The organism is Luteimonas sp. A537 (genome assembly GCF_054052065.1).
The window spans coordinates 761,037-782,412 of the sequence record NZ_JBSVRH010000002.1 but is presented as its reverse complement, the minus strand read 5'-3'; the positions used below and the strand labels follow the sequence as shown (position 1 = coordinate 782,412).

General features: G+C 71.9%; 14 protein-coding genes and 1 pseudogene. 11 read left to right on the top strand and 4 right to left on the bottom strand.

The window, feature by feature from the left end; translation table 11 throughout:
- Window positions 1-89: 89 nt before the first annotated feature.
- Together ACW7GZ_RS07620 and ACW7GZ_RS07615 are read left to right on the top strand one after the other, a co-directional pair.
- Complete coding sequence (locus tag ACW7GZ_RS07620; protein ID WP_457008637.1) at window positions 90-2,204, top strand: RelA/SpoT family protein; 2,115 nt, start codon at window positions 90-92, stop codon at window positions 2,202-2,204.
- Between the two features lie 38 nt (window positions 2,205-2,242).
- Window positions 2,243-3,451, top strand: a complete 1,209-nt coding sequence (locus ACW7GZ_RS07615) for a hypothetical protein (RefSeq protein WP_457008602.1) — start codon at window positions 2,243-2,245, stop codon at window positions 3,449-3,451.
- A gap of 9 nt (window positions 3,452-3,460) precedes the next feature.
- Here ACW7GZ_RS07615 and ACW7GZ_RS07610 read toward each other — a convergent pair whose 3' ends face one another.
- Complete coding sequence (locus tag ACW7GZ_RS07610) at window positions 3,461-5,554, bottom strand: glycosyltransferase (protein WP_457008600.1); 2,094 nt, start codon at window positions 5,552-5,554, stop codon at window positions 3,461-3,463.
- A 145-nt stretch (window positions 5,555-5,699) separates the two neighbouring features.
- Between ACW7GZ_RS07610 and mrcB the strand changes: the two genes are divergently transcribed.
- The 4 genes from mrcB (at window position 5,700) to tsaB (ending at window position 12,002) form a co-directional block, all read left to right on the top strand.
- A complete protein-coding gene (gene mrcB, locus ACW7GZ_RS07605) occupies window positions 5,700-8,084 on the top strand; it encodes a penicillin-binding protein 1B (protein WP_457005592.1) in 2,385 nt (794 codons plus the stop codon).
- Between the two features lie 62 nt (window positions 8,085-8,146).
- Window positions 8,147-8,695 carry a hypothetical protein gene (locus ACW7GZ_RS07600; protein WP_457008598.1) on the top strand — a complete coding sequence of 183 codons (549 nt, stop codon included), beginning with the start codon at window positions 8,147-8,149 and terminating at the stop codon, window positions 8,693-8,695.
- A gap of 90 nt (window positions 8,696-8,785) precedes the next feature.
- Window positions 8,786-10,981: an ATP-dependent DNA helicase gene (locus tag ACW7GZ_RS07595; protein ID WP_457008596.1), complete on the top strand. Its 2,196-nt coding sequence runs from the start codon at window positions 8,786-8,788 to the stop codon at window positions 10,979-10,981.
- Between the two features lie 211 nt (window positions 10,982-11,192).
- Entirely contained in the window at window positions 11,193-12,002 is an 810-nt protein-coding gene (gene tsaB, locus ACW7GZ_RS07590) for a tRNA (adenosine(37)-N6)-threonylcarbamoyltransferase complex dimerization subunit type 1 TsaB (RefSeq protein WP_457008594.1), read from the top strand.
- Between the two features lie 4 nt (window positions 12,003-12,006).
- On the opposite strand, the gene ACW7GZ_RS07585 is transcribed toward tsaB, so the two are convergent.
- Together ACW7GZ_RS07585 and gshB are read right to left on the bottom strand one after the other, a co-directional pair.
- Complete coding sequence (locus ACW7GZ_RS07585) at window positions 12,007-12,876, bottom strand: energy transducer TonB (protein ID WP_457005626.1); 870 nt, start codon at window positions 12,874-12,876, stop codon at window positions 12,007-12,009.
- A gap of 34 nt (window positions 12,877-12,910) precedes the next feature.
- Window positions 12,911-13,870, bottom strand: a complete 960-nt coding sequence (gene gshB, locus ACW7GZ_RS07580) for a glutathione synthase (RefSeq protein ID WP_457005585.1) — start codon at window positions 13,868-13,870, stop codon at window positions 12,911-12,913.
- 179 nt (window positions 13,871-14,049) lie between these two features.
- Here gshB and pilG point away from each other — a divergent pair, with 179 nt between their 5' ends.
- The 5 genes and pseudogenes from pilG to ACW7GZ_RS07555 all read left to right on the top strand — a co-directional run.
- Complete coding sequence (gene pilG / locus ACW7GZ_RS07575; protein WP_457005584.1) at window positions 14,050-14,451, top strand: twitching motility response regulator PilG; 402 nt, start codon at window positions 14,050-14,052, stop codon at window positions 14,449-14,451.
- A gap of 19 nt (window positions 14,452-14,470) precedes the next feature.
- Window positions 14,471-14,836, top strand: coding sequence for a response regulator transcription factor (locus ACW7GZ_RS07570; RefSeq protein ID WP_457005583.1), 366 nt, complete (start codon window positions 14,471-14,473; stop codon window positions 14,834-14,836).
- A gap of 1 nt (window position 14,837) precedes the next feature.
- Window positions 14,838-15,395 (top strand): chemotaxis protein CheW, encoded by a 558-nt coding sequence (locus tag ACW7GZ_RS07565; RefSeq protein WP_457005581.1) that lies wholly within the window; start codon window positions 14,838-14,840, stop codon window positions 15,393-15,395.
- A gap of 30 nt (window positions 15,396-15,425) precedes the next feature.
- Window positions 15,426-17,447 (top strand): methyl-accepting chemotaxis protein, encoded by a 2,022-nt coding sequence (locus ACW7GZ_RS07560; RefSeq protein ID WP_457005579.1) that lies wholly within the window; start codon window positions 15,426-15,428, stop codon window positions 17,445-17,447.
- Between the two features lie 11 nt (window positions 17,448-17,458).
- Window positions 17,459-19,648: pseudogene (locus ACW7GZ_RS07555) on the top strand (Hpt domain-containing protein); the annotation flags it as partial.
- Between the two features lie 829 nt (window positions 19,649-20,477).
- Here the strand turns inward: ACW7GZ_RS07555 and ACW7GZ_RS07550 are convergent.
- On the bottom strand, window positions 20,478-21,317 hold the full coding sequence (locus ACW7GZ_RS07550) for a pentapeptide repeat-containing protein (RefSeq protein WP_457008635.1): 840 nt from the start codon (window positions 21,315-21,317) through the stop codon (window positions 20,478-20,480).
- Window positions 21,318-21,376 lie beyond the last annotated feature (59 nt).

Here is a 21,376-nt window from a genome sequence, read left to right as displayed (position 1 = left end):
AGTGTAGTCCCTCGCCTTTCCGTGGACTCCAGTTTGCCGTGGCCGATATCGTGGACATCGATGCCCTGCTGGCACTGCCGGCACTGGGGATGCTGCCCGATTCGGTCTCGGCGCGGCTGCGCGCGGCGGCGGCCGGTGGCCCCGCGCCGTGTATCGACCCACCGGGCGTGCTCGAGGACACCTTGCAGGCGCTGGCCCTGCTCGACGCCGACGACGAGGTGATGGCCGCGGCCATCCTGCACGTAGTGCCCGACTGGGCTGCGCGCCATGAGGCATCGAGCGCCGGAGTGCGCTCGGCGATTCCCGCGCTGCTGGACGGCCAGGCCGCGGCCGGCCAGGTCTGGACCCTGCACGCCGAGCAGGGCGCCGGCCGCAGCCACGAGGGTCTGCGCCGGTTGCTGCTGGCGATCGTCCGCGACCTGCGCGTGGTGCCGATCCTGCTGGCGCGGCAGCTGGCGCGGATGCGCGCCGCCGCCGCGCTGCCCGACGAAGCGCGGACGGCGCTGGCGCGGCTGACGCGTGACATCCACGCCCCGCTGGCCAACCGCCTGGGCATCTGGCAGCTGAAGTGGGAGCTGGAGGACCTCGCCTTCCGCCACCTGGAGCCCGACACCTACCGCCGCATCGCCAAGCTGCTCGACGACACCCGCGCCGGGCGCGAACGCTACATCGCCGACGTCACGCGCATCCTTGGCGACGCCCTGGCCGCGGCCGGCATCCACGGCGACATCGCCGGCCGCCCGAAGCACATCTACAGCATCTGGAAAAAGATGCAGAAGAAGGACGTTCCGATCGGCGAGCTCTACGACCTGCGCGCGGTGCGCGTGCTGGTCGACGACGTCCAGGCCTGCTACGCCGCGCTGGGCGCGGTGCACTCACTGTGGTCGCCGGTGCCGGGCGAGTTCGACGATTACATCGCGCGCCCCAAGAACAACGACTACCGCTCGCTGCACACCGCCGTGGTCGGCCCCGGCGGCAAGACCCTGGAAGTGCAGATCCGCACCCGCGAGATGCACGAGCAGGCCGAACGCGGCGTGGCCGCGCACTGGCGCTACAAGGAGTCCGGAGGCTCGCAGCGCTCGGCCGCGGGCGAGGCCGCGGTCAACCGCAAGATCGAGTGGATGCGCAACCTGCTCGATGCCACCGCGGAAACCGGCGACGGCGCGCTCGCCGGGGCCTTCGACACCGAGCTGGTCGAGGACAGGATCTACGCGCTGACCCCCAAGGGCGAGGTCATCGACCTGCCGCGAGGGGCGACGCCGCTGGACTTCGCCTACCGCGTGCACACCGAGGTCGGTCACCGCTGCCGCGGCGCCAAGGTCGACGGCCGCATCGTGCCGCTCGATTACGTGCTGCACTCCGGCGACCGCGTCGAGATCCTCACCGGCAAGGTGTCCGAGCCGCGCCGCGACTGGCTGATGGCCACCAACGGCTTCCTGGCAAGCGCGCGATCGCGGGAGAAGGTGCGCTCCTGGTTCCATCGCCTGGACCGGGCGCGCAACCTGGCCGACGGCCGCGAGTTGCTGGAGCGCGAGCTCAAGCGCGTGGGCCTGGCGCAGGCCGACCTGGCGCCGGTGCTGAAGCGCTTCAACGTCGACAGCGTTGACGAACTCCACGTCCATATCGCGCTGGGCGACGTCGGCCCGCACCAGGTCGCGCGTGCGGTGGCCGAGCATGAGCGCAGCCGGAACGAAGACGCCGAGGCCGAGGGCAATGGCGTGATCGCGCTGCGCGCACCCAGGCGCGTGCGCCGCGGCGGCAGCCAGGACTTCACGGTGGTCGGCGTCGACAACCTGCTGGCGCAGGTCGCGCGCTGCTGCCACCCGCTGCCGGGCGAGGCGGTGGCCGGCTACCTCACGCGGGCACGCGGCGTGAGCGTGCACCGCGCGGACTGTGCGGCGTTCGCGCGGCTGGCGGCGAAGGAGCCGCAGCGCGTGCTGCCGGTGGAGTGGGGCGGGACGGGTGGCGGCCACGAGGCCGCGGTCACCCTGGATGCCGTGGACCGCAAGCACCTGCTCAAGGACGTCACCAACCTGATCGCGCAGGAAGACGCGCACGTGCTGTCCATCGATGGCGGCGCCTCGCGCGGGCAGGGCCGGGTCCAGCTGCGGCTGGCGCTGCGGGTGGCCGACTTCGGGCAGCTCTCGCGCCTGCTGGGCCGGCTGGAGGCGCTGCCGGGCGTGGAGCGCGCGCATCGCGCCTGAGCGCAACGCGTTCATGTCCGGCCGACTATGCTTCGCGCGTGAATCCGCACCGGCAGGCCGACCCGTTTCCAGAACCGCCCGATGCCGGCACCATCGCGCGTTGGCTGGCCGCGCTTCCGGAACGCCTGGGCGTGTGGCGCCACTGGCGCTGGTGGCTGATCGGTTCGATGCTCGCGGTGGTGGCGCTGGCGGTGCTGCGCGCACCGATCGGCGCCCTGCTGTGGCCGCAGACGCGCGCGCAGGCCCTGCACGATGAGGCCGAGCAGGCGCTGGCCAGGGGCCTGTTGACCGCCGATGACGGCCGCGGCGCGCGCGAGCTCTTCGAAGCCGCGCTGGCGATGGATCCCGATCGCGGCGCGGCGCGCCAGGGGCTGGCACGGGTGGCGATCGCGGCGCTCGCGCAGGCCCGGGCGGCGCTGGCCGAGGACCGTTTCGATGACGCCCACCGCGAGCTTGCCCTGGCGCGTGCGCTGTCGGTGCCGCGCGCCGAGGCGGACGCACTGGCCGAGGCCCTGCGCCTGCGCGAGGCCGAGCATGCCGGCGTCGACGGCCTGTTCGCGCACGCCACGCAGGTGCATGCACAAGGACGCCTGGACGCCGGCGGCGGCAGTGCGCTGCCCCTGTATGCGCGCGTGCTGGCGCTGCAGCCGGGGCACGCCGGTGCGCTGCGCGGGCGCGAGGACGCCCTGGCCGAGCTGCTCGCGCAGGCGCGTGAATCGCTGCGTGCGGGCGACGTCGACGAGGCGGTGCGCCTGCTGGCGACCGTACGCGAATACGATCCCGTCCACGTCGACCTGGCCGACACCCAGGCGCGCCTGATGGAGGAGACGGGGCGCGCGGACGGCCAGGTGTTGCCCGGCCCGCCTGGCGAAGGCGCCGTCGCCCTGGTCGCGGAGGCGCGCACGTTGGATTCCACCGCACCCGGCGTGTCGGACGCCGCCGCGCAGCTGCTGCCCGAACTGCGTGAATGCCATGCGCACGCCCTGCGCGGCAATGCGCTCCGCCGCGCCGGTGAATGCCTGGACGCGCGCGCAGCGCTTGGCGACGATCCCGGCGACCTGGCCGCGGCGCAGCGGCAGCTCGCCGAGCGCTGGCTGGCGGTCGGCGACGAGCGCCTCGGTGCCGGCGAGATCGCACTTGCGCGCAGCGCGCTGGCCGGCGCGCGCAAGGCCGATCCGGCGGTGCCGGGGCTGGCCGACTTCGAGCTGCGGGTGCGCGCCGCCGCAGCCGCGCTCAGGTTCGACTGAGCAGGCGCGTCAGCCGAAAAACACCCGGCGCACGACCTCGCGCGCTGCGTCCGCGGAAAAATGCCGCGCAACGTTGTCCACGCCGTTGGCGGCGAGGCGCTCCCACAGGTCCCGGTCGCAATACGCACGGACCACCGCATCCGCGAAGGCGCCGGCGTGGTCGGCCACCAGCACGTCGCGGCCGTCGGCCAGGTGCATGCCCTCGACCGCGCAGGTGGTCGCCACCACCGGCTGGCCGTGGGCCATGCTCAGGTTGACCTTGCCCTTGACCCCCGCGCCGTAGCGCAGCGGCGCCAGCGCCAGCCGGCAGCCGTCCATGTACGGCGTGATGTCGGGCACGTGGCCATGCACGGTGACCCCCGGCGCGTCGGCCAGCGCGGCGATCTCGGGCGGCACATCGCCACCGATGCAGTGGAAGCGGACGTCGGGTAGCCGCTCGCGCACCCGCGGCAGGGCCTCGGTCACGAACCAGCGCACGGCATCGACGTTGGGCGGATGCCGGAAGCCGCCCACGAACACCAGGTCGTGGCGCTGCTCGAAGGGCAGGCCGGGGCCGGCCACGCTGTGCAGGTTGGACAGCACTTCCACGCGCGCATCGGGTGCATCGACCGAGAGCACCTCGCGCTCGGCGGCGCTGACCACCAGCGTGGTGTCCGTCGCGGCGATCACCGCCAGCTCCTGGCGGCGGGTGCGCGCGGCAGCCTGGGCCAGGCGTGCGTCACCGGTGACCTCGGCGCTGCGCGCCTCGCGCAGGTAGTGCAGGTCGATGCTGTCGAACACCACGCGCGCGCCGGGGGCATGGCGGCGCAGCAGCGGCAGGAACTCGCTGGCGACGTAGTGGCGGCAGACCACCACCACGTCGAAGCGCGGACCGTGCTCGGCCAGCCACGCCGGCGCGCGGGCGGCATGTGGCGCACACCAGGCCTCGACGCCCAACTCGCGCAGGGCGTCGGTATAGGCGCCGTCGTAGCGGCGGTTGGCGGGCAGGAACACCACGTGCGCGCCTTCCGCGCGCAGCAGCCGCATCAGGTTGACCAGGCGCAGGGAGCCGGAGTCGCGATCCGGCTGCGGCGTCAGCGCGTCGATCACCAGCACCTGGCGCTGGCCGCGGTGAAGGGTTTCCGGGGTCGGCTCCCGGCGCGCGCCGAAGCCGGCCAGCGCCTCGCGCCGGTGGGCCAGGAACACCGCCTGGTTCCGCACCTGGCCGGCCTTGGCGCCGGCCGAGGTGTCGGTACCCGAGGTCGCGCCTTCGTCATGCACCACGCGCGCGGCCGGCTGGTACAGCACCCGGCGGCCGGCGGCCCGCACCGTGAAGGCGAGGTCGGTGTCTTCGTAGTACGCCGGCGCGTAGCGGGTATCGAAGCCGCCAAGGTCGAGGAACAGCTGCCGCGGGATGGCGATCGCGGCGCCGCTGGCGTAGTCCGCATCGCGGACGTAGGCGTAGCGTGGATCGGCCGGATCGCCGAAGCGGCCGTAATTCCAGGCGCTGCCGTCGGCGAAGACCACGCCGCCGGCTTCCTGCAGGCGGCCGTCCGGGTACAGCAGCTGGGCGCCCACGAGGCCGGTGCCCGGGTGCGTGTCGAAGGTCGCCAGCAGCGCGTCCAGCCAGCCCGGCTGCGGCACGGTGTCGTTGTTGAGCAGCACCAGGACGTCGCCGCGGGCGAGCGCGGCGCCGTCGTTGCAGGCCGCGATGAAGCCGCCGTTGCCGGCGCGGCGGTGATAGCGCAGGCCGTCGATCCGCGGCAGCAGGTCCGGGGTCTCGTCGCCGGAGCCGTCATCGACCACGATCACTTCGAACGCGGCCGCGGGCGGGTGCGCCGCGAGCGCGCGCAGGCAGGCCAGGGTGTGCGCGAACTGGCCGTAGACCGGGATCACGATGCTCGCCACCGGCGGGTCGCTGGTGGCCAGGGCGAAGGGCGCGAACGGGGTCGCGGCCGGCAGGTACAGGCGGTCGCGCAGCGCTTGCGGTGGCGGCAGCAGCTGCGCGCGCAGCCGTTCCCAGCTGGACCGCAGGCCGCGGGTGCGCAGGCTCAGCAGCCCGCGATGGGCGAGGCCGGCGGCACGGGCGAGCAGGAAGCGCGCGTCGGCGATCGTGTAGGGCATCCAGCGACAACTCCGGCTGAAGAAAGAACGTGGGCGGCCGCAGGCCGCAGCAGGCGCTGGGCTAGACTCGGCACGAATCCGTGCATTCTCGCACTCCGCACCGCGCCGCAGCCCGGCGTCCCGCACCCACGGCCGCCGAGTCCACATGGCACGCATCGATTACGACGAAGACGACCACGACGACGATGGCAGCCCGCGCCGCGACTGGCGCCGCACGCTGCTGACCTGGGCACTGGCCGCCGTCGGCCTGGGCCTGGGCTTCCTGGTGCCCTACATGCTGTACCTGAACAACCAGGTCGGCGAGCGTTTCGGCCAGCTGCAGTGGCAGGAGCCGACGCGGGTCTACGGGCGGCCGCTTGCGCTGGCCAAGGGGACGGCGATGAACGCGGACACCCTGAAGCTCGAACTTGATGCCGCCGGATATCGCGCGGGCGACGGCGCGCGCCCGGGTACTTACGTTGATGACGAGGGTCGCTGGACCATCGCCAGCCGCGGCTTCACCGACGTCGACCGCGCGGTGGCACCCAGCCGCGTTGAAGTGCGCCTGGCCAAGGGCGAGGTGGCCGCGATCCGCGACCTGGTCGGCGAGCGCGAGGCCGAGGCCGTGCGCCTGGATCCGGCCCGCATCGCCACTCTCTACGGAAAGCAGCAGGCCGAGCGCCGGCTGATCCGGGTCGAGGACGTGCCGCAGGAACTCACCGACGCGCTGCAGGCGGTGGAGGATCGCGACTTCGCCCACCACCACGGCATCGACATCCGCGGCATCGCACGCGCGGCCTGGGTCAACCTGAAGGCCGGCGAGGCGCGCCAGGGCGCGAGCACGCTGACCCAGCAGCTGGCGCGCAGCGGTCTGCTGGGCATCGGCCGCGAGCAGACCTGGAGCCGCAAGTTCAACGAGGTCCTGTACGCGCTGATCATCGAGGCGCGCTACGACAAGGGCCTGATCCTCGAGGCCTACCTCAACCAGGTCTACCTCGGGCAGCGCGGCAACCAGGCCATCCGCGGCGTGGCCGCTGGCGCCGAGTACTGGTTCGGGCGCCGGCTCGACGATCTGTCGACCGAGCATGTGGCGCTGATGGTCGGGATCATCCGCGGCCCCTCGCACTACGACCCGCGGCGGCAGCCCGAGCGCGCCAGGGTGCGTCGCGACTTCGTGCTCGGCGAGATGCTCGAGACCGGGCTCATCGACCAGGCCGAGCACGACCGCGCCGTGGCCGCGCCGCTGGGCGTGACCACCGCACCGGGCAGCATCGCCGCCAACCGCTTCCCGCCCTATGTCGACCTGGTGCGGCGCCACCTGGCCAGCGACTATTCGGCCGACGAGCTGCAGGGCGCGGGGCTGACGGTGATGACCAGCATGTCGCCCTCGGCCCAGGCCTATGCCGAAGGCGCGGTGGTCGGCACGTTGAAGGCGCTCGCCGACAAGGGGCGGCCGGCGCTGGAGGCCGGCGTGGTGGTGACCGACGTACACAGCGGCGAAGTGGTGGCGGTGGTCGGCAGCCGCGACGTCGACACACCCGGCTTCAACCGCGCCGTCGAGGCGCAGCGGCCGGTGGGCTCGCTGCTCAAACCCTTCGTCTACCTGCTGGCGCTGGCGCTGCCCGACCGCTGGTCGCTGGCGACCTGGGTCGACGACTCCCCGGTCACCGTCACCCTGCAGAACGGCAAGCGCTGGACGCCCGGCAATTCGGACGGCAAGAGCCACGGCAGCGTGCGCCTGATCGACGCCCTGGGGCGCTCGTACAACCAGGCCACGGTGCGCGTTGGCATGGCCGTGCGCCCCGAGCGCCTGGCGCACATCATCAAGCAGCTGGCCGGTATCGACGCGGTCGCGAACCCGGCGCTGATCCTGGGTTCGGTGGACCAGAGCCCGTACGCGATGGCTCAGCTGTACCAGTTCCTCGCCTCCGACGGCGAGATCCAGCCGCTGTACACCGTGCGCGGCGTGCTCGACCCGGACGGCCGCGTGCTCAAGCGCTACGACAAGGCGCCGCCGCAGCCCGATGACGGCGACCGCACCGCCGCGCGCCTGGTCACCCTGGCGCTGCAGCACGCGGTGTCATCCGGCACCGGCCGCCGGCTGGTCAACGACGGCCTGGGGCACCTGGACATCGCCGGCAAGACCGGCACCAGCAATGACGGCCGCGACAGCTGGTTCGCCGGCTGGACCGGCGACCACCTGGGCGTGGTCTGGGTCGGCAACGACCAGAACGAACAGACCGGCCTGTACGGCGCCACCGGCGCGATGCGGGTGTGGTCGGCCATGTTCAAGCAGCTCCCCACCGCAGCGCTGCGCGTCGGCGGGAAGGGTCTGGAGTGGAGCTGGGTCGTGTCCGGCAACAGCACCGACGCCGACTGCCCCGGCGCGCGCCGCTACGCGTTCGCCGAAGGCTTCGCGCCTCCCTGGCAGCCCTGCGTGCGCGAGCCGCCCCCGGAAGCGCCGTCCAGCGGCGGCTGGCGCGAATGGTTCGGCATCGGCCGCGGCGACGACCCCGCGACCGAACCGCAGCCCGCCGAACAGCCCCGATGACCGCGTCCGGCAGACGACCTGCCGGACCAGCCCGCCATGAAGACTCGACAGAAACGCATCCGATGATCCCCGACCGCAGTCTCCGCACACTTCGCCGCGCGCTGCGCACGCTTCCGCCGATCGCGCTGCTTGCGCTTGCCGCCTGCGCCTCCACGCCGCCGCCGCTGCCCGTGCAGTCGCTCACCGGGGCCACGCCGGAGCAGATGGTCGCCGGCATCCGTGCGGTCGCGGGGGACGGCGAGGGCGAGCTCAACGTGCAGCCGCTGCGCGACCCGGGGGTCGAGGACCTGCGGCTGGACGCGGAACGCCTGCAGCAGCAGGGCTACCACGCCGATGCGGCGGCCGCGCTGGACCAGGCGATCGCGTTGGTGGCCGACGACCCGGCGCTGCTCCAGGAGCGCGCGGAGGCGGCGCTGCTGATGTCCGATTTCACGCGTGCCGGCGAGCTGGCCGCGCAGGCGCAGGCCCTGGGGTCAGGGGTCGGGCCGCTGTGCCGCCGTCACTGGGCCACCCTGGAACAGGTGCGGCTGGTGCAGGGCGATGCCGAAGGCGCGGCCGCGGCCAAGGCCGCGATCGACGCCTGCCGGGTGGCGCCGCCCCAGCGCTGGTGAGCTTCAGCGCCAACCGGCAGCATCCCCGACGCCCGCGTCGGCTATCGGACGAACCCGCTGGCCGGTGTTTGCGGCGATCATGACGTCCTGATGAGCCTGCCCGACGACTCCAACGAAGCCACGCTTGCCGCCGTCGCCGGCGCTGCGGTCGACCCTGCCGCAGCCGTGGCGGCTGGATCGCCCGCTGGCGCGCGGAGCGAACCCGTGCTCGCCCGCGACAGCCGCGACGCGCTGTCCCCCGGCGGGCCGCTGGCCTCGGTGATTCCGGGCTTCCGCCCGCGCCAGGCGCAGCAGGACTTCTCGGCGGCGGTGGCCGCGGCCTTCGACGACCGCGCCGTGCTGCTGGCCGAGGCCGGCACCGGTACCGGCAAGACCTTCGCCTACCTGGTGCCGGCGCTGCTGTCGCGGCGCAAGACCATCATCTCCACCGGCACCCGCGCCCTGCAGGACCAGCTCTATCACCGCGACCTGCCGCGGGTGCGCGACGCGCTCGGGACCGGGCTGCGGACCTCGCTGCTGAAGGGCCGTGCCAACTACCTCTGCCGCCACCGGTTGGAGCGCGCGCGCGGCGAGAACCGCTTCCAGACGCCGACGCAGGCCGACCACTTCCAGCGCATCCTGGCCTGGAGCGGGCGCACGCGCATGGGTGACATGGCCGAACTCGAGTCGCTGCCCGACGACTCGCCGCTGCTGCCGCTTGTGACCTCCACCGCCGACAACTGCCTGGGCACCGAATGCCCGTTCTGGGGCGACTGCTTCGTGGTCCAGGCGCGGCAGCGCGCGCAGGAGGCCGACGTGGTGGTGGTCAACCACCACCTGTTGCTGGCCGACCTCGCGCTCAAGCAGGAGGGATTCGGCGAAATCCTGCCGGGCGCCGAAGCCTTCGTGGTCGACGAAGCCCACCAGCTCCCGGAGCTCGCCGCGCAGTTCTTCGGCGAGGGCCTGTCCGCGCGTCCCCTGGTTGAACTGGCGCGCGATGCGATCGCCGAGTCCCGCGACGTCGCCGGTGCGCTGGCGACGCTGCAGGAGCCAGCGCGGGCGCTGGAGCAGGCCACGCGCCTGCTGCGCGCCGCGATGGACGTGCTGCCTGCGCGCGGCACGCGGCCGCAGCTGCTGGCGGTGCCCGAGGTGGCGGATGCGCTGGACGCGCTCGATGCCGCGCTGCTGGCGCTGTCGGATGCGCTGGCGCCGCTGTGCGCCGCCGCGCCCGGCCTGGAGGCCTGCCAGCTGCGTGCGCGCGACCACCGTGGTCGGCTGGGGCGCTGGCGCGATATCGACGGGCCGGCGGAGGATGCCGACCTGGATCCCGGCACGGGCGAGGTCGTCGATCCGGTGTCGGGACGCAGGCTCGGGCTCGAGACGCCGCTGGCCGCGGCCATCGCGGATGCCGTCGCGGGGCCTGATCCGGATTCCACCAAAGCGGCCGTGCCGCGGCAGCCGGTGGTCCGCGACGACGACGTGCGCTGGTACGAGCTCTCGCCGCGCGGCTTCCGCCTGCAGCGCACGCCGCTGGATGTCTCCGGGCCGCTGCGCGCGCATCGCGAACAATCACGCGCCGCCTGGGTGTTCACCTCGGCGACGCTGACCGTGGAAGAACGCTTCGAGCACGTGTCACGGCGGCTGGGTCTTTACGAGCCGCGCACCCTGCTGGTGCCCAGCCCCTTCGACTGGGCCAGCCAGGCGCTGGCCTACCTGCCGCCGGGCCTGCCCGAGCCTTCGGCGCGCGACTACACCGCGGCGATCGTCGCCGCGGTCCGCCCGGTGCTGGAGGCGTCCGGCGGGCGCGCTTTCCTGCTGTTCGCTTCCCACCGCGCGCTGCGCGAAGCGGCCGAGGCGCTGCGCGGCGCGCCGTGGCCGCTGTTCGTGCAGGGTGAAGCGCCGCGGCACGTGCTGTTGCAGCGTTTCCGCGAGTCGGGCAACGGCGTGCTGCTCGGCTCGGCCAGCTTCCGCGAGGGGGTCGATGTCGCCGGTGGCGCGCTCAGCGTGGTGGTGATCGACAAACTGCCCTTCGCGTCGCCCGACGACCCGGTGTTCGAGGCGCGGCTGGAAGCGATCCGCCGCGCCGGTGGCAACCCCTTCCGCGACGAGCAGGTGCCACAGGCGGTGATCGCGCTCAAGCAGGGCGTGGGCCGCCTGATCCGCACCGAAACCGACCGCGGGGTGCTGGTGCTCTGTGACCCGCGGCTGCTGGGCAAAGGCTACGGGCGCCGCTTCCTGGATTCGCTGCCGCCGTTCCCGCGCACCCGCGACGTTGCCGACGCGGTGGCCTTCTTCGACGAAGACTGAGACCACCGCGGCCACGTGGGCCCGATGTCATTGTGGGAGCGGCCACGGCCGCGATCGCCGCTATAGCGGCTCCCACAACAGCCCTGGGCCCGGCAATTGCGGTAGCTCTTGTGGGAGCGGCCATGGCCGCGATCGCCGCTTTAGCTTGTCCCAGGCCGGTGGCGATTTGCCGACGCGGTAACCTGTTGCCCCCGTCGACTACCGCCCGCACATGCACCTGCTCGCCATCGAGACCTCCACCGAAGCCTGCTCCGTCGCCGTGATGGTCGACGGCGCGGTCAGCGAGCGCTTCGAGATCGCGCCGCGGCGGCATGCGGAGCTGGTGCTGCCCTGGGCCGAAGCCTTGCTGGCGGAAGCCGGGCTGCGGCGCGCGGACCTGGATGCCATTGCCGTCAGCCGCGGTCCGGGTGCGTTCACCGGCGTGCGCTTGGGCATCTCTATCGCCCAGGGCATCGCACTGGCGCTGGATCGCCCGCTGGTCCCGGTGTCGACGCTGGCGGTGCTGGGGCTGGGCGGGCTGCGGACGCGGCGGGAAGCCTGCCGGGATGCACTCGATCGCGCGGCAGTTGTCGATGCAGATACCGATGCCGATGTCCCCGACGTCGAAGCGTTGCCGGGTGGCTTCATCCTCGCCTCGATCGATGCGCGCATGGGCGAGGTCTATGCCGGTTCTTTCGTGCGCGACGGTGACGGCCTGCGCGCGCTGGATCGCGAGGTGGTGGCCGCGCCCGATGCCGTCGAGCTGCCGTCGGGTGGATCCTGGCTCGGCGTCGGCGTCGGCGTCGGCGTCGGCACCGGCTTCGCGGCGGCCGACGGCGCGCTGGCGCGCCGGCTTGGCGATCGCCTCGCGTCGATCGACGCAACGGCCCTTCCGCGCGCCGCCGACCTCGCACGCCTCGCCGCGCTGGCGCTTGCCGAAGGCGGCGGGATCGCGCCGGAGCTGGTCGAGCCGGCCTATCTCCGCGACAACGTCGCGCTCACCCTGGCCGAGCAGGTCGCCGCGCGCGAACGTCGCGGCTGACGCCTCAGTCGTCCACCAGCTCCCCGCCGGGCAGGAAGTTCCAGGTGCGGGTGACGTGCAGGACGTCGATCGCCTCGTCGGTCTGCGGCAGCGGCGGGTAGGGTTCGGCCAGGCGGGCGATGCGCAGCGCGGCGTCGTCAAGCAGGCGGACGCCGCTGGACTGGATCACCTCGGCGCGCTCCACCGATCCGTCGCGACGGATCGCCACGCTGATCACCAGCGTCCCGGACAGCTGCCGGCGCCGGGCTTCGTCGGGATAGTTGAGGTTGCCCACGCGCTCGACGCGGTCGACCCAGGCGCGCAGGTAGGTGGCGTAGACCCACTCCTGCGTGCTGGCGGAGACGAACTTGCGCTTGGGGCGCTTGGCGTAGCGCTCGGACTGGAGGTGGATCTCGGCGGCCAGGCGGGCCATCGCCAGGTCGTGGTCGATCTTCTCCGGGCCGCGCGGCAGCGGTAGTTCGTCACTGCGGGGCGTGGCCAGGGGCGCGGGCGCCGCGTCCTCGCCATGGCGGCTGGCAATGACGCGTGCCTCGGGCGGCGGCGCGAGGTCGGGCGACTGCGCGCGCACGGCACGCTGGGCGATGCCGGCCTCTTCGTTCGGCAACTGGCCTGCCTGTGGATCGCGCGGCCGCCGGCTGGCGTCGTCCTCGCCGCCACCCTGGTTGCTGGCCTGGGCCAGGAAATCCGCCTGGGCCTGGGTCAGCGGGCTGGTGGTGCGGGTCAGGATGACGTCGAGGGTCGGCATCACCGGCGCCGCATCCTCGAGCGCGAAGCCGATCCCGAGCACGAGCATCCCGTGCACCAGCAGTGACAGCACCAGCGTCGCGCCCAGGCGTTCGCGCTCGCCGACGCCGCCACCGCCGGGCGCCGCCATCGTGCTCACTGCGGCGCGCCGGCCCTGGCCGGCATCAGGCGTCGGCGCGCGGCTGGCCGCGCTCGATGGCGTCGAACAGCAGGCCGGCGATGTTGAGGCCGAACTCGGCGTCGAGCTCGCGGATGCAGGTGGGGCTGGTGACGTTGACCTCGGTCAGCCAGTCGCCGATCACGTCCAGGCCGACGAAGCGCATGCCGCGGCGGACCATCTCCGGACCCACCTGCGCTGCGATCCAGCGGTCGCGCTCGCTCAGCGGGCGGCCTTCGCCGCGGCCACCGGCGGCGAGGTTGCCGCGGAACTCGTCGCCCTGCGGGATGCGCGCCAGGCAATAGTCCACCGGTACGCCGTCGATCAGCAGGATGCGTTTGTCGCCCTCGGTGATTTCCGGCAGGTAGCGCTGGGCCATCGCCAGCTGGCGGCCGCCGTCGGTGAGGGTCTCGAGGATGACGTTGAGATTGGATTCGCCGGCGGCCGCGCGGAAGATCGAGCGCCCGCCCATGCCGTCCAGCGGCTTGAGCACGGCCTGGCCGTGTTCGCCGACGAAGGCCTTGAGCGCCGCGGCTTCGCGGCTGACCAGGGTCGGCGGGCAGCATTGCGGGAACAGCAGTGCGGCGAGCTTCTCGTTGAGGTCGCGCAGCCCGCGGGGATCGTTGACCACGTTGGCGCCGGCCAGGCGCGCGATGTCCAGGATCTGGGTGTCGTGGATGTAGTTGGCGTCGACCGGTGGGTCGGTGCGCACCAGCACCACGTCGCCGTCGCCGAAGCCGCGATGTGACGCGGCTCCCAGTTCGAACCAGTCCGAAGGATCGTCGCGCACCGTGAGCGGTGCCGCGAGCGCGCGCGCGTGCCCTCCATCCATCGACAGCCCGCCCGGAAGCACGTAATGCAGCCGATGGCCGCGCCGCTGGGCCTCGAGGAGCATGGCGAAGGTTGAATCCTTGGCGACCTGGATCGATCCGATCGGGTCCATCACGACAACGACATCTAAAGGCATGGTGGCCATCCGCGGCAGTTACTGACAAATGTTATCAGCTGCGCGGGCGCTGCCACGGGCATAAGCTCGATGCCCGTGGCAGTCCGTGGATTTCGCGCTTGACACTGCTGCGGTGTACTGGAAGATTGGTCGTTCGCAGTGGCGCCTGGCAATCGGCCGCCATGCACCGGGGAGACACGATGACGCAGGACCAAAACCGCGCCGGCAGCCTCGACGGCCTGCGCGTGATGGTGATCGATGACTCGAAGACCATCCGCCGCACCGCGGAGACGCTGCTGCGCCGGGAGGGCGCCGACGTCGTGACCGCGACCGACGGCTTCGAAGCGCTGGCCAAGATCGCCGACCAGCGGCCACAGATCATCTTCGTCGACATCATGATGCCGCGCCTGGATGGCTACCAGACCTGCGCGCTGATCAAGAACAACCAGCTGCTCAAGCACACGCCCGTGATCATGCTGTCATCGAAGGACGGCCTGTTCGACAAGGCGCGCGGCCGCATCGTCGGCTCCGAGCAGTACGTCACCAAACCTTTCACGCGCGAGGAACTCCTCGACGCGATCCGAACGCACGTCAACACCTGACCGGGGGGACAGGTACACCATGGCAAAGATCCTGCTGATAGAGGACTCGCCGACAGACACCGCGGTCCTGACCCAGCTTCTCGAGCGCAACGGGCACGAAGTGCTTGCCTGCGGCAATGCCGAAGACGGCATCGAGGTCGCGCGGCGCGAGCTGCCGGCGCTGGTGCTGATGGACGTGGTCCTGCCGGGCATGAACGGCTTCCAGGCCACCCGCGCGCTGTCGCGCGACGAGGCCACCGCCGCCATCCCGGTGCTGATCGTCAGCACCAAGGGCATGGAGACCGACAAGGCCTGGGGCATGCGCCAGGGGGCCAAGGGCTACATCGTCAAGCCGCCGGTCGAAAGCGAGCTGGTCGAGCGCATCAACGCGCTGCTGGGCGGCTGACATGGCGCGTCGCGACGCCCGCCCGCACCAGGCCGAGCCCTTCGAGGTCCTTGCGGGCTTCGAGCGGCGCAGCCTGGCGCACCTGGTCGGCCTGCCTGAACAGCTCGATGCGCCGGGCCTCTGGCGCGGCGTCGGCTACCGCGTCGGGCCGCGCCTGCTGGCCTCGGGCTTCGACGAAGTGCTTGAGATCCTGCCGCTGCCGCAGCTTACGCCGGTGCCGGGCGCGCAGCCCTGGATGCTCGGCGTGGCCAACATCCGCGGCAACCTTCTGCCGGTAGTCGACCTGCGCCTGTTCCTCGAGGGCGAGCGCACGGTGCTGCACGAGGGCCAGCGCGTGCTGGTGGTGCGCCAGCCCGGCGGCAACGTCGCGGTGACCATCGACGAACTGTTCGGCCAGCGCAGCTTCCTGGAAGAACAGCAGTCGAACCACGAGGTCCTTGCCGAGGGCCGCTATTCCGGCTTCATCGATCGCGCCTACAAGGTGGGCGGCCATGCGTGGGGAGTGTTCAGCCTGGACAGGCTGTCCCGCACGCCCGAATTCAGACAAGCAGCGGCGTGATGCCGCATCAGACAGGCCAGGGGTAATTCCATGAGCAACGTGATCGACAACGAGACCGGCAAGGGTCGCAGCATCGGTGCCAGGGTCTGGATCTGGCTCCTGGTGGCCGCGCTGCTGGTATTCGCAGGCAACACCATTTATGCCATGACCAAGGCCTCGCGCCTGGGCGGCGCCAGCACCGCGGCGTCCAGCCTGCAGGTGAACTCGCAGCGCCTGGCCAACCAGGGCCGGGAAGCGGTCGACGGCAGCAGCGCCTCGTACACCGCGTTCAAGGCCACCAAGGCCGCGATCGACGGCGATATCCAGCAGCTGATCGGCAACTTCGGCGAGACGCCCGACGTCGCCGGCGAAATCCGCGCCGTGGCCGCCACCTGGGAGCCCCTGGCCGCCAACGCCGGGCAGGTCATCGCGAGCGAGGCCGCCGTGGTCGCCTTCGCCGGCAATGCCGAACGCTTCACCCAGGCCGTGCCGCAGCTGCAGGCGCAGCTCGACGAAGTGGTGCGCGCGATGTCGGCCAGCGGCTCGCCGTCCTCGCAGATCTACATCGCGCTGCGCGAAGTGGTGCTGGCCTCGACCATGGCCCGCCGCGTGACCGAGATCCAGGCTGGTGGCCCGGGTGCATCGCTGGCCGGCGACGCCCTGGCCCGCGACGCAGGCGTGTTCGAGCAGGTGCTGGCCGGCCTGCGTTCGAGCGACGAGGCGATGAACGTGCAGGCGCTGTCGAACGCCGCGGCCCTGGCCGCGCTCGACCAGGCGGCGTCGCAGTGGGAAGAGATGAAGAAGGACCTGGACGCGATCCTGTCCAGCTCGCAGAACCTGTTCAGCGCGCAGAACGCGGCCGCCTCGCTCACCACCGGCTCCGACAAGCTGCTCGACGACAGCGAGACCCTGTTCCAGTCGCTGACCACCTTCGGCTCGCTCAACGACACCTCGATCCTCGGCAACATCTGGATCTCGATCGCCTTCCTCGGCCTGGCCGCGCTGGCCCTGGTCGGCCTGATGCGCGAGCTCAGCCGCGACCGCCGCGAGCGCTACGAAACCACGATGGAGCTCAACAACCGCAACCAGGAGGCGATCATGCGCCTGCTGGACGAAATGGGTTCGCTCGCGGAAGGCGACCTGACGGTGAAGGCCACGGTGACCGAGGACATGACCGGCGCCATCGCCGACTCGATCAACTTCGCCGTCGAGCAGCTGCGCAGCCTGGTGCAGACGATCACCGACACCTCGGTGCAGGTCGCGTCCAGCGCGCAGGAAACGCAGGCCACCGCCATGCACCTGGCCGAGGCCGCCGAACACCAGGCGCAGGAGATCAACTCCGCGTCCGACCGCATCAACGAGATCGCGCTCAGCATCAACCAGGTGTCGCGCAACTCCGCCGAATCGGCCGACGTGGCGCAGCGCTCGGTGCAGATCGCGACCAAGGGCGCGGGCGTGGTGCGCGAGACGATCGCCGGCATGGACTCGATCCGCGACCAGATCCAGGAGACCTCCAAGCGCATCAAGCGGCTGGGCGAAAGTTCGCAGGAGATCGGCTCGATCGTCGAACTGATCAACGACATTTCCGAGCAGACCAACATCCTGGCGCTGAACGCGGCGATCCAGGCGGCGTCCGCCGGTGAAGCGGGCCGCGGCTTCGCGGTCGTGGCCGACGAAGTGCAGCGACTGGCCGAACGCGCCTCGAACGCGACCAAGCGCATCGAGACCTTGGTCGAGACCATCCAGTCCGACACCAACGAAGCCGTCAGCTCGATGGAGCAGACGACCTCCGAGGTGGTCGCCGGTGCGCGCCTGGCCGAGGACGCGGGCACGGCGCTGGGCGAGATCGAAAGCGTCTCGACCAGCCTGGCGGCGCTCATCGAAGGCATCTCCGGCGCGTCGCAGCAGCAGTCCGCGGCGGCGTCGAACATCACCGAGACGATGAACACCATCCAGTCGATCACCGCGCAGACCTCGCAGGGCGCCAACCAGACCGCGGAGTCGATCGGCAACCTGGCCCAGCTCGCGGCCGACCTGCGCCGCTCGGTCGCCGACTTCAAGCTGCCGGCCTGAAGCACAGACCGATGACCGCACTGCGCGACGCGATCGACTACACCACGCTCGGCTGGGTCAAGCCGGAGCTCGACGAGACCCTGCGCCAGGCGCGGATCGAAATCGAGGACTTCGCGGCCGATCCCACCGACACCAGCCGCATGCGCTTCTGCGCCGGCTACCTGCACCAGGTGCAGGGCACGCTGCGCATGGTCGAGCTGTATGCGCCGGCGATGGTGGCCGAGGAAATGGAGCGCCTGGCGCAGGCGCTGCAGGACGGCGCCGTGGCCGACCGCGACGCCGCCTGCGCGATGCTGATGCGTGGCGTCGTGCTGCTGCCCGACTACCTCGAGCGCCTGCAGAGCGGCCACAAGGACATCCCGATCGTCCTGTTGCCGCTGCTCAACGACCTGCGCGCGGCGCGCGGCGAGACCGGCCTGTCGGAAAGCGTGCTGTTCGCCCCGGACCTGCAGCGCCCGCTGCCGGGCGACCTGGCGCCGGTGGCCGTCGCCAACGATCCGGTGCCCGTGCGCAACGCGCGCGCCCAGCCGCTGCTGGCCGAGCTGCGGGCGGCGATGGTGGCGTGGCCGGAGGGCGGCGGCGCTGTAGGCGGGACGCTGGCAACGACGCTTGACGCCCTGCTTGGCCATGTCCAGGCCGAGCCTGCGCGACGCATGCTCTGGGTGGCGGCTTCCGTCGCCAGGGCCACCGCCGACGGCGCGCTGGAGGCGACCCCGGCGCTGCGCCAGGCCTTCGCCAGCGTCGAGCGCGAGTCGCGCCGCCTGTTCGAAGACGACGGCTTCGGCATCCCGCGCGCGGAAGCCTCGCTCGAGCCGACCCGCCAGCTGCTGTACCACGCCGCCCACGCGAGCGCCGACCACGCCGACCTGCGCGCGCTGCACGACACCTTCGAGCTGCAGGCGCAGCTCCCGACCGACTCCGAGATCAGCCACGCCCAGGGCAGCATGACCGGCCGCAACCGGGCCCTGCTCGACACCGTGGCCGCGGCGGTCAAGGAAGACCTGCTCCGGGTCAAGGACGCGCTCGACCTCCACCTCCGCACCGGCGAGACCGACCTCGAGCGCCTGGCGCCTCAGGTCGAAGCCCTCGGTCGCGTCGGCGACACGCTGGGCATGCTTGGGCTGGGCATCGCCCGCGGCGTGGTCGAACAGCAGCGCGAGGCAATGGCCGAGATCGCCGCGGGCCGGCGTCCGGCCGACGAGGGCGCGCTGCTCGACGTCGCCGGCGCGCTGCTCTACGTCGACGCCACCCTCGACGACCAGGTCGCGCGCCTCGGCGCCGGCGACCAGGACGCGCCGGTGCAGGGCGACCTCGCTGCGGGCGAGGCGGACAAGGTGCTCGACGTGCTTGCGCGCGAGGCGATCGCCAACTTCGCCGACGCCCGCCAGGCGTTCGTCGCCTTCATCGAGACCGGCTGGGACCACGGCGAGCTGGCCGAAGTGCCGCGCCTGCTGCGCGAGGTCGCCGGCGCTCTGGAGATGCTGGAACTGCCGCAGCCGGCGGCCTACCTGGCCGGCGTGCGCCGCTACATCGAAGACGAACTGATCGACAGCCGGCGCGTGCCCAACGGCCGCCAGCTCGACACCTTCGCCGACGCGCTTGCCAGCCTCGAGTACTACCTCGAGGCCCTGCGCGAGAACCGTTTCAACCGCGAGGAAATCCTCGACGTCAGCCGCCACAGCCTGGAGGCGCTCGGCTACTGGCCGCTGCCCGCCGAACGGACGCCGGAGCAGGCACTGCCGGAGCAGGCCGTGAGCGAGGGGCCGTTGGTGAGCGAAGCCGACATCGAACGCACGGTGGCGGCGCTGATCGATCGCGCCCCGGCACCGGCTGCGGCTGATGCATCGGCAGCGCCGGACCGCACCACACAGCCTTCCGCCACCGCGCCTGCGGCCGCGGGCAGCGGCGGCTTCGAAGCCACAGGCGACGAGATCGACGACGAGATCCGCGAAGTCTTCCTCGAGGAGTTCGCCGAGGAGATCGACAACCTCGACCAGCTGTTGCCGATGTGGCGGGCGCAGCCCGACGACCTCGAGCGGCTGCGCCCGATCCGCCGCGTCTTCCACACGCTCAAGGGCAGTGGCCGACTGGTCGGCGCGCGCACGCTGGGCGAGTTCAGCTGGAAGATCGAGAACATGCTCAACCGCGTGCTCGACGGCACGCGCGCGGCCAGCCCCGCCGTGGTGGCCATGGTCGACCAGGCGTTCTACACCCTTCCCGAACTGCAGGCGGCGCTGCGCGGCGACGCTGCGGTCCGGTCCGACCTCGCACGCATGCAGGCTTCGGCCGAGCGCATCGCCGCGGGCGACGAGGGCATGCCGGACGAAGCGACCGGCGCGGAGCAGTACAGGATTGCCGCGCCCGCGGCGGACGCGGCTCCCGAGCCCGCCGTACCGGCCCCGGTGGCCGATGCCGATGCCAATGCCGGTGAAGCCGGTGTTGTGGATGCCGACACCGCAGAGAGTGCCGCTGATGTGGAAGTCGACGCGGTCGACGGCGAAGCGGCGGTCGCGGACGGGTTCGAGATGGTTCCGGCTTCCGTCGACGCCCTCCTGCTCGAAATCCTCGATGCGGAGGTCGCCGGCCACCTGGTCACTGTCGATGCATGGGTGGCACGGGCATCGACGGAAGGCACGCCGGCGTCGGAGGGACTGTTGCGCGCGCTGCATACGATGAATGGCGCATTCGCGATGACCGAAGTGCCCACGGTGGCCCAGGCGCTGACTCCTGGCGAGGCCTATGTGCGCCGCCTGCTCGCAAGCGCCGCACCGGCACCTGCAGAGGGCGTTGCCGCGATCGGCGAGCTCGCCAACGTCGCCCGAGCGGCAATCGTCGGCCTGCAGTCCGCGCGCCCGGAAGTGCCGGTGGTCGTGGCGCTGGCCGCACGCCTCGCGGCGCTGCGCGATGGTTTGCCCGCACCGGCACCCATGGATGCCGGTGTGCTCGACGCAGGCGCGGACGCCGATGGCGACGCGCACGACCTCGCGGCGCCGACGCTGGTGGATGTCGACCTCAGCGCATACGCCGGTTTCACCGACTCCGCTGCTGAAGATGCGCAGCAGGATCGGAGTGCCGGGGACGCTGCAGCGGAGCGTGTCGAAGCGGAGCGTGTCGAGGCGGAGCGTCTCGAAGCGGAGCGTGTCGAAGCGGAGCGTGTCGAAGCGGAGCGTGTCGAAGCGGAGCGTGTCGAAGCGGAGCGTGTCGAAGCGGAGCGCCTCGAAGCGGAGCGCCTCGAAGCGGAGCGCATCGAAGCGGAGCGTGTCGAAGCGGAGCGCCTCGAAGCGGAGCGCCTCGAAGCGGAGCGCATCGAAGCGGAGCGCATCGAAGCGGAGCGCATCGAAGCGGAGCGTGTCGAAGCGGAGCGCACAGACGTCGAGCGCGCCGAGTCGGAGCGTGTCGAAGCGGAACGCATCGAGGTGGCGCGTCTCGAAGCCGAACTCGCCGAAGCCGAGCGTGCCGAAGCCGAGCGCATCGAGCTGGCAGAGCTTGAAGCGCAGATCCTGGAACTGGAGCGCATCGACGCCGAACGCGCGGAGGCCGAGCGCCTCGACGCGGAACACGACGATGCCGAACGCCGGGAAGCCGAACGTACCGAGGCAGAGCGTCTCGAGGCCGAGCGTCGCGAAGCAGAGCGTCTCGAGGCCGAGCGCGTTGAAGCCGAACGCCTCGAAGCCGAACGAGTTGAAGCTGAGCGCCACGAAGCCGAGCGCCTTGAGGCGGAACGCTTCGAAGCGGAGCGCGCTGAAGCCGAACGCCTCGAAGCCGAACGAGTTGAAGCTGAGCGCCTCGAAGCCGAGCGCCTTGAGGCGGAACGCCTCGAAGCGGAGCGCGCTGAAGCCGAGCGGCTTGAAGCCGAGCGTGTCGAAACAGAGCGCCTTGAAACAGAGCGCCTTGAAGCCGAGCGCCTCGAAGCCGATCGCGTCGGCGCG